10 protein-coding genes are annotated in these 13,473 nt (G+C 55.5%); 9 read left to right on the forward strand and 1 reads right to left on the reverse strand.

The window, feature by feature from the left end:
- Positions 1–149 precede the first annotated feature (149 nt).
- From ACTCIA_RS05080 to ACTCIA_RS05120, 9 genes are read left to right on the forward strand one after another with little or no spacing between them, the layout of a single operon-like run.
- A complete protein-coding gene (locus tag ACTCIA_RS05080; RefSeq protein WP_463000715.1) occupies positions 150–2,045 on the forward strand; it encodes a GNAT family N-acetyltransferase in 1,896 nt (631 codons plus the stop codon).
- A 25-nt stretch (positions 2,046–2,070) separates the two neighbouring features.
- A complete protein-coding gene (gene acs, locus ACTCIA_RS05085) occupies positions 2,071–4,038 on the forward strand; it encodes an acetate--CoA ligase (protein ID WP_463000716.1) in 1,968 nt (655 codons plus the stop codon).
- A gap of 33 nt (positions 4,039–4,071) precedes the next feature.
- Positions 4,072–5,115, forward strand: coding sequence for a histone deacetylase family protein (locus ACTCIA_RS05090; RefSeq protein WP_463000717.1), 1,044 nt, complete (start codon positions 4,072–4,074; stop codon positions 5,113–5,115).
- Entirely contained in the window at positions 5,112–6,842 is a 1,731-nt protein-coding gene (locus tag ACTCIA_RS05095) for an AMP-binding protein (protein ID WP_463000718.1), read from the forward strand. Before ACTCIA_RS05090 ends, ACTCIA_RS05095 begins: the two co-directional genes overlap by 4 nt.
- A gap of 13 nt (positions 6,843–6,855) precedes the next feature.
- Complete coding sequence (locus ACTCIA_RS05100; RefSeq protein ID WP_463000719.1) at positions 6,856–7,680, forward strand: hypothetical protein; 825 nt, start codon at positions 6,856–6,858, stop codon at positions 7,678–7,680.
- A 15-nt stretch (positions 7,681–7,695) separates the two neighbouring features.
- Positions 7,696–9,345, forward strand: a complete 1,650-nt coding sequence (locus tag ACTCIA_RS05105; protein WP_463000720.1) for an ATP-binding SpoIIE family protein phosphatase — start codon at positions 7,696–7,698, stop codon at positions 9,343–9,345.
- Between the two features lies 1 nt (position 9,346).
- The gene (locus ACTCIA_RS05110; protein WP_463000721.1) at positions 9,347–10,159 is read left to right on the forward strand and encodes an undecaprenyl-diphosphate phosphatase; all 813 of its coding nucleotides are present in this window, start codon (positions 9,347–9,349) and stop codon (positions 10,157–10,159) included.
- 2 nt (positions 10,160–10,161) lie between these two features.
- Positions 10,162–11,700 (forward strand): STAS domain-containing protein, encoded by a 1,539-nt coding sequence (locus ACTCIA_RS05115; protein WP_463000722.1) that lies wholly within the window; start codon positions 10,162–10,164, stop codon positions 11,698–11,700.
- 25 nt (positions 11,701–11,725) lie between these two features.
- Positions 11,726–11,941: a hypothetical protein gene (locus ACTCIA_RS05120; RefSeq protein ID WP_463000723.1), complete on the forward strand. Its 216-nt coding sequence runs from the start codon at positions 11,726–11,728 to the stop codon at positions 11,939–11,941.
- A 31-nt stretch (positions 11,942–11,972) separates the two neighbouring features.
- On the opposite strand, the gene ACTCIA_RS05125 is transcribed toward ACTCIA_RS05120, so the two are convergent.
- Complete coding sequence (locus ACTCIA_RS05125; protein WP_463000724.1) at positions 11,973–13,433, reverse strand: 4-hydroxyphenylacetate 3-hydroxylase family protein; 1,461 nt, start codon at positions 13,431–13,433, stop codon at positions 11,973–11,975.
- Positions 13,434–13,473: the final 40 nt, after the last annotated feature.

Consider the following 13,473-nt stretch of genomic DNA (forward strand, 5'->3'; position numbering starts at 1 on the left):
GGCTTGCGCAATTTCGAAGAATGCAGCGTACTTATCCGTACGTGAAATTCTGAGAAATTGCGCGTAACGCAGATATTGGACTTTTTACGGCGCCATCAGGGGTTTGATTTTCCTTAAAACCCCTTTCAAATCAGGGAAAAGGAGTGACCATGGCTGTCAAATACTGGCCGGATGAATACATCAAAAAACGCCGAAGCGCAAAACAGGCCATGCAGCTTCTCAAATCCGGCCAGCGCGTGTTTGTGGGCTCCTCATGCGGCGAGCCCCAGCATCTGGTCGACACCCTGGTCCATGAGGCCCCCCACCTGACAGACCTTGAAGTGGTCCGGCTCATGAGCCTTCAAAGCTCGCCCCTGACCCGGCTGGCCAACCAGGGCACCTTTGAGCAGTTCAGCATCCGCAGCATTTACCAGGGCTCTGCCGGGGCCCGTCACATGGCGGCCAACAGACCCTATATCACGCCAATGAACCTTTCGGCCGTGCCCGCTCTGTTTAGAAAACGTCATCTGCCCATCAATGCAGCCATGGTCCAGACATCGCCGCCCGATGACTTCGGGTGGATGAGCCTGGGCATTTCAGTGGACGTGGGCCTTGAGGCGCTGCGCGCCGCAGACCTGGTCATTGTCCAGGTAAACGAAAACATGCCCCGGGTGCTGGGCCACAGCTTTATCCATGCAAATGACGTGGACGTGGTGGTGGAACAAGACGAGAAGCTGCTGACCATCGGCCAGCTTCCGGAGTTTGAATCCGCCCACCGCATAGCCCGGCTGGTGGCCAACCTCATCGAGGACGGCTCCACTTTCCAGCTCGGCCTGGGGGCTACGCCCAAAGCGATTCTGCTGGCGCTTTCAAGCAAAAATGATCTGGGCGTGCACACGCAGTTTGTGATCGACGGGATCATGGATCTGGTTTCCATGGGAGTGATTACCAACAAGTACAAGGGATTAAATGACGGAAAAATCGTGGCCACCAACGCGGTGGGCTCCCAAAACCTCTATGAATTTGTCCATGACAATCCCTCCATTGAGTTTTATCCTTCCGATTACGTCAACAACCCCACCATCATCGGCCAGCACAACAAGATGGTGTCGATCAACATGGTCATGGAAATGGATTTAACCGGCCAGGCTGCAGTGGATGCGCTTCCGCATAACTATTTTGCCGGGGTTTCCAGCATACTGGATTTCACCCGGGGGGCGGCGGCCTGCCCGGAAGGCAAATCCATACTGCTGATTCCCTCCACTTCCATGGACGGCAAGACCAGCCGCATCTTACCGGAAATCAAGGCCGGGGGAGTGGTGGTGCCCCGCACGGATGTCTCCTATGTGGTCAGCGAATATGGTGCGGTGAACCTGTTTGGCAAAAACCTCCAGGAGCGGGCCACGGCCATGATCAGCCTGGCGCACCCGGATTTCAGAAACGAACTTTTTGAAAAAGCCAAGGACCTGGGCCTGATGACCAAATACCGCAAGCTCTCGGAGTCGCTTAGAAGCGTCTATCCGGCTGGGCTCGAGGAAATCCGGAAGATCCAGGGACAAGCCGTGACTTTCCGGCCGGCCAAGCCGGTGGATGACCGCAGGATCCAGGAACATTTCTACAACCTGGACAAAAGCGATGTGATCGCCCGGTTTTTTTATGAAAAGACCCAGTTTCTGCGCGATGATGTCAAATCCATCATTGAAACCGATTATGTGCGCAACCTCACCATCGTGGCGTTGACCGGCGAATTCGGGTTCGGCTCGGTTATCGGCATCGGGGCCTACATGCTTGAGCCCAGCCACAACATGGCCGAAGTGGCTTTTTCCGTGAGCAAGAAATGGCAGGGTGCGGGCATTGCCGGCATTCTGCTGTACAAACTCGCAGAAGCCGCACAGGACAATCATATCGACGGACTGGTGGCCTATACAGAACCATCCAACAGCGCAATGATAAAACTTTTTGGAAAACTGCCATATAAAATCCACAAAAACCGGGAGGAGGATATCCTTGTTCTGAGCTGTCGATTCGACGAACCCGCCGAGCAACAGAAAACAGAAACCAAATAATCATCCAAAACCCCAAGGAGGTTTTATGACGGAAAGCAAGGAAGTTTACGGCGACCATCTGGCGGAATTTCAAAAAACAGCCTATGTCAAGGGCATGGACGAATACCAGAAGCTCTACAAGCAATCCATTGAAGATCCCGAGGGTTTCTGGGCGCAGCAGGCGGAAAAATACCTGTCCTGGGAGAAAAAATGGGATCAGGTACTGGATTATGATTTTACCGAAGCCAGAATCAGCTGGTTTTCCGGCGGTGTGCTCAATGCGTCCTACAACTGCCTGGACCGCCATATGGACACCATTGCCGATAAGATCGCCTATTACTGGGAAGGCGATAATCCCGAGGACACAAAAGCAGTCACCTACAAAGATCTTTACACCCGGGTCAACCGGTTTGCCGCAGTGTTGAAAAACAACGGCGTCAAAAAGGGCGACCGGGTGATCATTTATATGCCCATGATCGTGGAACTGCCGGTTTCCCTGCTGGCATGTGCGCGCATCGGGGCCATTCACAGCGTGGTATTCGGGGGTTTTTCCGCAGACGCCATTGCCAACCGGATAAAGGACTGCGGCGCAAAAGTGGTGATCACCGCGGACGGCGGATACCGGGGCGGAAAGCCCGTTTCCCTGAAAGACAACGTGGACAAGGCCATGGAAAAATGTCCGGACGTGGAAAAGATCATCGTGGTCAACCGCACTGATTCGGGCATTTCCTTAAAACCGGGCAAAGAGGTGTGGTGGCACGAGGAAGAGGAAAAAACCGCGGCCGACACATTTGTGCCCCCGGAGCCCATGGACGCCGAAGACCCTCTGTTTATCCTGTATACCAGCGGCAGCACCGGCAAGCCCAAGGGAGTGGTCCACACCCATGCCGGCTATCTGCTCTACACGGCCATAACCACCCGCCTGGTCTTTGACTTAAAAGACGACGAGGTGTTTTGGTGCACGGCGGATATCGGCTGGATCACGGGCCATAGCTACATTGTCTACGGCCCCCTGTGCTGCGGGCTGACCGGGGTGATGTTTGAAGGTGTGCCCAACTATCCGGACTTTGACCGGTTCTGGGCCATTGTGGAGAAATACCGGGTCAACAAGTTTTACACGGCCCCCACGGCCATCCGCGCGCTGGCCCGGGAAGGCGAGGCGCACGTGGAAAAACATGACCTGTCATCGCTGACCCTTCTGGGCACGGTGGGCGAACCCATAAACCCGGAGGCATGGCGCTGGTATTACAAAAACGTGGGCAAAAGCCGGTGCCCGATCATCGACACCTGGTGGCAGACCGAAACCGGCGGCCACATGCTCACCCCCCTTCCCGGGGTGGCCCCGGTCAAGCCGGGCTCCTGCTCGTTTCCCTTCTTTGGCGTGGACCCGGTGATCCTCGATGACACCGGTGAGCCGGTGAAATTCCCGGATGAAGAAGGCCTGCTTTGTATCCGCAAACCGTGGCCGGCAATGGCCAGAACCGTATACGGGGATCACGAGCGGTTCCGGGAAACCTATTTCAGCCAGGTGCCGGGAATGTATTTCACCGGCGATGCCGCCAAAAAGGATGCAGACGGCTACTACTGGATCATCGGCCGCATTGACGACGTGATCAATGTCTCGGGCCATCGCCTGGGCACCGCAGAGCTCGAATCCGCACTGGTGCTGCATCCCAGCGTGGCAGAAGCTGCTGTGGTGGGCTTTCCTCATCCCATCAAGGGACAGGGAATCTACGCCTTTGTTATCCTCAAGGCCAATGCCACGGCCTCTGACCAGCTCAAAAAGGAGCTTGTGGGCCAGGTGAGAAACGAGATCGGCCCCATTGCCACCCTTGACATTGTCCAGTTTACAGACGGGCTGCCCAAAACCCGTTCAGGCAAGATCATGCGGCGCATCCTCAAAAAGATATCCGCAGGAAAGCTCGACGAACTGGGCGACACTTCCACGATTGCCGATGAAAGCGTCATTGACAAACTCGTGGAAAACCGGGTGGACATTGAAAACCTCAAGTGATCACGTGCTGAAAAAAACCGGAGAAAACCGAAAATGGGGTTAAAAGTCGGGGTGACACGGGATGATCGGTTTGTGGAGCACAAAACCGGTCATTTCCACCCCGAACACCCCAGACGGATCCAGGAACTCTACCGGATGCTGGACCGGGATTTTTCAGACCGGGTCATGGAATTCCAGCCGCAGCCCGCAGCCCTGGAGGACGTGGAGCGGGTGCACACCCCGGCCCATGTCCGCCGGATTCTGAAAACCGCTGAACTGCCAATGACCAACCTGGCCCCGGACACTCCGGTGAGCGCCATGTCCCACATGGCCGCATGGCTGGCGGCAGGCGCCTGCATGCAGGGCGTGGATGTACTCCTGGAAAAGCAGTGTCAGGCCTTTTTCGCCCTTATCCGGCCCCCGGGCCACCACGCCCTGCCGGACCGGTCCGGCGGCTTCTGTGTTTTCAACAACATTGCAGTGGCTGCCGAATATGCCCGGGCCCGCCACAATGTCGGCCGGATTCTGGTGGTGGACTGGGACGTGCACCACGGAAACGGCATCAACGATATTTTCTACGAAAACAACCGGATTTATTATTTCTCCACCCATGACCGGATGCTTTATCCCTACACCGGGGCCATGCAGGAGACCGGGGCCGGGCCGGGCCGGGGATACACCATGAACATTGAATTGTCCCGGGATTTTACGGATCAGGACATGGTGTATCTCTATTCCCGCACCCTGGTGCCGGTGATCCGGGGTTTTGCACCGGAGCTGATCATGGTGGCAGCCGGGTTTGACGCCCACAGCGACGATCCTGTGGGAAGATGCTTTTTTTCTGAAAACATCTATGCCCGCATGACCCGGCTGATCCTGGATGCCGCAGACACCGCCAGGGGCAAAACCCCGCTGCTTTTTGCCCTGGAAGGCGGATATGAGCCCGCAGCCCTTGTCAGGTGCGTGGGCAGTGTGCTATCGGAATTAACGGCAGATACGGATCAAAGCCCCCAGATCCCGGATTCGGCCTCGCCGGAAGTCCTTGACCGGGTCGGGCGGATTCTGGAAATCCATCAACCCTTTGGAGTCATGGCATGATCAAAGCCCGCATTCCTGCGGTGGCCCCGGAACTTGCAAACCTTCGGGACTACAGCCGGGCCCGGCAGACGTTTTCCTGGAAAGAGGCGGAAAAACAACTGTGCCGGCAAAACACCGGCCAGGTCAACATTATTGCCGAATCCCTGGACTTTTGGGCCGATGATCCCCAAAAGGCCGATCATCCGGCCCTGATATTTGAGGCCAACGGCTCCCGCACAATCTTTTCCTACCGCCGGATGCGCGATATGTCGGCCAAATGGGCCAACCTGCTGACCCGGTTCGGCTTTGCCGAAGGCGACCGGCTGCTTTTGTTTCTGCCGCCCTGCCCGGAAACCTATTTTGCCATGGCCGGAGCCGCCCGCATGGGCGTGCTGTTCTGCCCGGTGTTTTCCACTTCCGGATTCTATGAACTGGAAGTACGCCTGGACAATATTTCACCCCGGGCCGTGCTGACCCACCCGGATCTGGTGGAACAAATTCCGGTGGACCTGAGTGCCCGGCTCGCCCATATTCTGCTGGTATGCGGCCCGGCGCCGGACCTGTTTGAACAGGAAACTATTATTGAAAACATGGCAGAGACCATGTCCGCTGAATTTTCCACAGCCATGGTGCCGCCTGACACGCCTTTGTACCTGATCTACACCTCGGGTTCCACCCGGCCGCCGAAAGGCATTGTGCACACGCACTCGGATATGACCGGGATGAAGACCACGGCCAGGTGGGTTCTGAATCTCAAGGACGACACGGTGTTGTGGACCGACGCAGATCCGGCCTGGGTCACGGGCACGGTTTACGGCGCCTTTGCCTCCTGGCTCTGCGGGATCACAAGCGTAATCATCCGCCAGCCGTTTACCGCGGCCAACTGGTACAGGGCCCTGGAGGATTTGAAAATCACCACCTGGTACACCACCCCGCGGGTGCTGCGCGATCTCATGGAAGCCGGCGATGATCTGCCCACCCGATACAACCTTTCTGCCTTAACCCACGTCTGCACCGTGGGCGCCCCCCTGACGCCGGAAATGCTCTACTGGACCCGGCAGCATATCGGAGCCACGCCCCATGACACCTGGTGGATGACGGAAACCGGCATGATCTGCATTGCCAACCTGCCTGGCGCAGATATCAAGCCCGGATCCATGGGCCGGCCCCTGCCGGGCATTGAGGCGGCTATCCTGGATGACAACGGCGAACCCCTGCCGGCGCTCTCCCTGGGGGAACTGGCCCTGCGGCCCGGGTGGCCGGGCCAGATGTCGCAGATCTGGAAAGAGCCGGACCGGTTTGCCGGATATTTTAAAAACAGCTGGTTTGTCACCGGAGACATTGCAGTGGAAGACGAAGAGGGTTATTTTTATCATCAGGGCAGAAATGATGATCTGATCAAGGCCGGAGACGACAAGGTCATCGGCCCGTTTGAAATCGAACAGGTGCTGTGCATGCATCCGGCCGTGGCCGAAGCCGCAGTCATCTCCAAGGGCCGGGAGCCGGGCCGGGGCATCTCGCATCTCAAGGCTTACGTCACCCTAAAACAGGGTTATACGCCGTCCAACCGGCTCAACTATGAAATCCGGGCATTTTTAAAAGGCAACCTCTCATCTGAACTGCTGGTGCGCGAGTTGGTCTTTCTTGACAAACTGCCCAAAACCATCAGCGGCAAACTTTTGCGAAGGGTGCTGCGGGCCAGGGAACTGGGCCTTCCCGGGGGCGAGCCGTCGCGGATGCAGGATTAGCGGAAAAACAGCCATGTCATTTAAACAAAACCTAAAGCAGAAAATTGAAATCGACCGGCTGACCCGGCAGGTGCTGACCTCGCTGACACCCACGGAAAGCGGCACGCACATTGACAAGACCGCAATGCGCCAACTGCTTGACAAAGCCGGGTATCAGAAACGGATTGAGCGGGACACGGAAATGCTGAGCCGGGATTTTAATGCGGATTTGCCGGAAATTATTGTGCTCGACGCCGAACTGCCGGTCTACCGCACAAATCCGGCCGACGTGGTGATGCGCAAAAACCCTGTCTTAAAAGAAATGCTTTCCATACGAAACGCCATGCGCATATTAAATGACAAGGATGTGGTGGTATCCAGAAAAACCGATACCCTCATGATGGTCCACGGCCAGTGTGTCCATAAGCTTGACCTGAACTACAGCCGCAACGACATTTCCGCCCTTGGCCGCCAGGGGGCAGCCGGCCGCCTGGAGGCAGCAGCACCCGGCGACGTTGTGGAATCCCTGGAACTTTTTGCGGAACTGCTGGATCTGCACCCGGCCCCTGCATCTGCAAAACTGCCGGAAACCTGGATCTGGGGACAACGGGGCGTGGACAGAAATGACGCCCCGGTTTTCGGCAACCCCCTGATTCTGTTTTTTTCTCCGGAAAACCGGTTGAATCTGTTTCACACAGCTGTGGCCGGCACCGGCCGAACGTCAAAAAAAGCCGTTGAAGATATGCTGGCAAAAGGCGGCAAGGCCGATCTTGAAGACAAGGCTGTTTTTGACTGGCTGGTTGACCAGGTCATGGAACACCCGCCGGCACACAAACCCATTGACTCTTTTTCCCCCTAGTGCCAGATTGCGGCCATGGCCGATTTTGACAAATCACAACATACCGGCGCCGGGGCGCCGTGGGTGCTGGTGGCAGATGACGACCCTGCCACGCGCCTGCTGCTGCGCAGAAAACTGGAAAAAAGCGGCTATCATGTGGTCTGCGCCAAAACCGGCAAAGAGGCGGTGGAACAGCTCTCCGACAACATCGCCTCAGCGGTGCTCGATCTGAAAATGCCCGAGGGCGACGGGCTTTACTGCCTCCGCTACATCCGGCAGCACTATCCGGACATGGCCCCGCTGATGCTCACGGCAAGCGAAAACATTGCCAATGCTGTGGAGGCCATGAAACAGGGAGCGCTTGATTATGTGACCAAGCCCTTTAATCCAGGGCAAGTGGCCGCCCTGGTGGACAAGTCCGTGGAAAACTGCCGCCAGGCCAGGCGTTTGAAAACAGCGGAAAAAAAGCTGGAGCAGGCCCGGCAGCATCAACTTTTCGTGGCCACCCAGATCCAGCACTCCCTGCTTCTGGGCCGCCCCCCCGCGGATCTGCCCGGCATGCAGATTGCCCGCATGACCATTCCCTCCCAGCAGATTGACGGGGATTTCTACGATTTCATCCAGCTGAGCCCGGACAGCCTCGACGTGGTGGTGGCCGATATCATGGGCAAGGGGATCATGGCCGCATTCATGGCCGCTGCCTTGAAAAGCGCGTTTTTACGGGTGATCAACGAGACCCGGTCCCTGCCGGAGCAAAAAGGCCAACCCGATCCGGAACAGATTGTGGCCGGGGTTCACCGCCATATGATCGAACAGATGAAGGAACTGGAAACCTTTGTCACTTTTTGCTACGGCCGGTTTGATCTTGTGCGGCACCGGTTTGTTTTCGTGGATTGCGGCCATGTCCGGACCATTCACTGGAAAAAAGCCGAAAACTGCGCCCACTTGCTCAGCGGGGTGAACATGCCCCTGGGTTTTCCGGAAACCACCCCGTTTCAGCAGATGACCGTTTCCTTTGCCCCGGGTGACATGTTTGTGTTCTATTCCGACGGAGTGACCGAAGCAGCCGATCCGGATGGAAACCTATACGGTGAGGACCGGCTGGCGGCCCTGGTGGAGAATAACGCAGAAATGGACGAAAATGCCATGATTAATGCCATTTACAACGACGTGGTGGGTTTTACGGGAACAGAAGTGTTTTCAGACGATTTTACCTGCGTGTGCACAAAAATCCAACCCCGGAACCGATCGGACCGGGTCTTGGCTTCCAGGTCTTTAAGCATTGACAGCGATCTGGAAAACCTCAAAAAGGTGCGATTCTTTATCCGGGGTTTCTGTCGGGAACACGGGGCCGGCAGCCTGGACGAACTTCGCATCTCCCAGCTGGAAGTGGCGGCAACCGAGTTGGTGGCCAATATCATCAAACATGGCCTGGACCAGGCTGCCGGTCACGAAATCCATATTACTGCAACAATTTATACAGATCGCATTGAAATGGAGTTCCGTGATCCCGGAAAATCATTTGATCCCACATCCGTAGCGCCCCCGGTGCTTGACGGGTCCCGTGAAAACGGCATGGGGTGCTACCTGATTTCCCGGTTTGTGGATCACATCTCTTACCACCGGGATGAAGCTGCTGGCATGAATTCGGCCCGCATCCAAATCCTTCTGTTTGCAAAGGATTGACATGACGTTTCTCCAGGCCATTGCTTTAGGAATCCTCCAGGGGGTGACCGAATTTCTGCCGGTGAGCAGTTCCGGCCACCTTGTATTGTTTCAAAATCTGCTGGGCCTTAAAGACCCGGAACTTGCCTTTGACGTGGCTGTGCACATGGGTACGCTGGCGGCCGTGTGCATCTATTTTCGCAAAGACATTGCCGCCATTGCGACCCAAACCGGAAAATGGTTGTTTAACAGTCAATGGCGCAGCCGGCAGCCCGCACCTTCTGAAGTGCGCATAGCAGGGCTGATCCTTGTCGGTTCGATCCCCACGGCGATCATTGGCATAGGATTTCACGGGATTGGGGATCTGCTTTTTTCCTCGGTGCTGCTTGTGGGATTCATGCTGATTGTCACGGGCTTTTGGATGTGGTTTACCCGGTATAAAAAGGAGCCGGACCTGTCAAATTCCGTGCCCGGTACCGGCAGTGCCCTGCTGATCGGCATTGCCCAGGGTATGGCCATTATTCCGGGTGTTTCGCGCTCCGGGGCCACCATTGCCGCAGCCCTTTACCTGGGCATTGACCGGACCACTGCGGCCCGTTTTTCGTTTCTGCTTTCCATTCCGGCCATAGCCGGGGCCGCATTGCTCAACGCAATAGACGCACCCATTACCGGAACCGCCCGTCTGCCGGTAATCCTGGCAGGAACAGCTGCTGCCGGGACCATGGGATATGCCGCCCTGTCGCTGCTGGTATACCTGGTGAAAAAAGGAAAACTGGCATTTTTTGCTCCCTATTGCTGGATCATAGGAATCTTGATTGTCATCCTGGCATGGTGAACATGAAACCTGCGCTTTTTGAAACCACAGTTCTTCTGGGCGTTCCAATTGACAACCTGGGGCTGGACGAAGCCGTGGACCGGATCTTTTCCATGGCCGAGGCCTGTGCAAGAGACGGCCGGCCCCGCCTTGCTGTGGCTGTGGATGCCGATACCATAATCAGACTGAATGCAAAACCAAATGCCCGCACCGGGCAGAGCCGGGACTGGATCAACGCCATGCGTCACTCGGATCTGATGATGCCCATGGGCCGGGCCACCGCCTGGGCAGCCCGCAGTATGGGCACCCGGCTCAAACCGCCTTTTTCCGGGGATCAATGGTTTGACAAGTTTCTAAGGCTTGCTGAAAAAAAACAAAAAAGCCTGTTTCTGGTGGGCAGCAGCAGCCGGGAGGTAAATGCCGCAGCCGATTTGCTCCGACCGGCCTATCCGGATCTCCGGTTGGCGGGCTGGGTGGCATTTGGCAGCCCCCACAACCCAAAACCGGACAACAGCCCTGACACCGGGCTGGTCGATGAAATCAACAGCTCCTACGCAGACTTTCTTCTCATAGACCTGCAGGACCCACGGGTTGGGTCCTGGCTGGCCCGGCACCGGCATCGGCTAAACATTCCCGTCACTCTTGCATTTACCGGCTCACGGCAAATCACATCAGCCATTGCCAAACACCTGCAAGGCAAACACGGAAATATCCCCCTGTTTTTATACATTATTTGGCGCCAGTTTCTTCACACGCCCGTGGTATTTGGATTTAAAATTCTGCCCATTGTGCTCTACCAGCAGTACCAGTACCTGACCCATAAGCTGTTTCATGTCCGTCTGCCAACAGCCCCGGTAAAAGCCAGCATGTCCCGCTCACCGCAAGGGACCATTTTAAAAATCATTGTCCTGCCCGATCCGCTGGACGCATCTGTTATCGGGGAGATCAAAGATGAGCTCAAAAGCATGATCCGGCAGGCGCCCAAGATTGTCCTTGATCTTTCCGGTGTGTATTTCATGGACTCCTCCGGCCTCGGCCTGCTGCTTGCCCTGTGGCGAACGGCTGCGGCCGAAAACCGGCAGATTTTCCTTGTGGGCGTCCTTCCCCCGGTTTACCGATTTTTCAAAGTCAGCCGCACCCTGGATTTTTTCGAAAAAAGCATTCTGCCGGACCAGGATGCGGCCATTGAACTTTTATCCCGCAATTCCCGGGGCTCCTCATTTTATTATCTTGCCGTAATCCGTGGCAATGCCACGGTCTTTCATCTCTACGGCCAACTCGACGCCCCCAGTGCCGCGGCAATGGACATGGAATCGATCATTGAAACCATAGGGGATCGAAACGCCATATTTAATCTGGCGGGCCTAAAATTTATTGACAGCGCCGGCATGCATCTGTTTATTCAGATCCAGCGCCATGCGGCAAGAAACGGCCGCTCCTGCGTTTTCTGCGGCCTCACGCCCCAGGTGCAACAGCTGTTTGAAATTTTACGGCTTGACAAATTCTTTTTCGTCACTGAAGACATCCCTGCAGCCGAAAAACTGCTGTCTGACAATATTTAAAACAAACCCAAGGAGATGTTTTTCTATGAACACCTGCTCTTTAACCCAGTTTCTCGAAGCCCTGGAACCCTGGCTGTCAACCGATTACATCCGCAAGGGACATATTGATGAAAACGGCGACGTGGTACTCATGTTCACTGACGGGGTCAAAAACGTCTACCGCATCACTGACTGCGACCAGGCCCAGCTCGACAATATCATTGATAAAATCCGCAGCAAGGGTATTGCATTTGAGGACTGACACGCCGAAGAACTTTTGCGAATCAAACCGTCTAATTTTGATCGTCTTTTGATGAAAGCCCGATTAAGGCCCTGGCCAGATTAATCTTTTCCTCCAGCTTGCCCTCGCGCAGGATCATAACCCGCTGAGCCTGGGGCGAACCGGCACCGTGCATGGACTCAACCATGGCCGTCCCACCGGTCATGGCCTCAATGAGCCGACCGATCTTGATTCGGTCCTCTACCGGAACACCGGATACGCCGGTAAAATATTTTTCAACCAGATGGCCGACCTCTTCGCTGTGAAGATCGTGTTCACTGGGAAGGGTTGCAATAAATCCGCCGGCAAGATCCACGGCCAATCGGGCCACCTCAAAATGAAACCGGGTGACATTGTGTTTGCAGACATTGGCAAGCATCGTATCGACCATAAAAGCGCCGGAATCCGTGGGCCTGCCTTCCGCTGAACAGGCAATGGAAGAACTGTAGAGGGTTTCGCTAAGGTGTATCATTTCCGTTATCTTATCGCGGACATGAGATCCTTTGGCGGACCCCTGGATCTGGGACAGATAGCTGACAGCCCCGGTAAGAACATCCATCAACCCGGTTTTGCAGGCTCCGTAATTGGCACGATGGTGAGCGGCAAAGCGATAAACCAAGTCACCGGTGAAATCATACTCCCCGTCCATGAACACATTTTCCCAGGGAACAAAAACATCATCGAAAACAATGGTTGCTTCTCCGCCCACGCTTCCAAAAGAGGGATTGCCCACATCAATACTCTCTTTTAAATCCCGGCGGCTGTCATTTGCCTGGCGGCCGTAAATCATGGTAACACCGGGCGCATCCACGGGCAGTGCGCAAGCCACAGAATAGTCCCTGGAGCCTTCATCCATGGCTGTTGTGGGCATAACCAGGATTTCATGGGAATTTACCGCCCCGGTCATATGAAGCTTGGCACCGCGAATCACAACCCCGTCGCTTCGGCGCTCTGATATGCGAAGGTACTGATCCGGGTCTGTCTGCTCCGAAGGTTTTTTGGAACGATCCCCTTTGGGGTCGGTCATGGCACCAACAACCATCAAATTTTCGTCCTGAATACGCGTCAGCCAGTTTTTGAACCGTTCGAAATATCCGGTACCGTGCTTTTTGTCGATTTCATAGGCAACCGAATAAACCGCGTTGATCCCGTCAAAGCCCACACAACGCTGAAAACAGGTTGCGGTTTTCTGACCCAGTACCCGCAGCAGCTTCACCTTTTTGATCAGGTCTTCAACATTCTGGTGAATATGGGTGAACCGGCTGATTTTATTTCCGGTCAAATTCGATGTGGCCGTGGCCAGGTCCTCATACTCGTCCATATTGGCCAGGGCATAAGTCATGGCAGCGGCCCGGACATGGGGGGCGGTAGCCGGATGTGTGGTTACATCGTCGACTCTGACCCCTTTATAATAAATCACCGGTGAAAGTTTTTTCAAGCTGTCCATATACTGGGAAGCGGTTTGTATTTTCATCTTTATCTCCATTTCCTATATGTGAATAAACGTGATAATT

It is taken from the genome of Desulfosalsimonas sp., assembly GCF_055149105.1.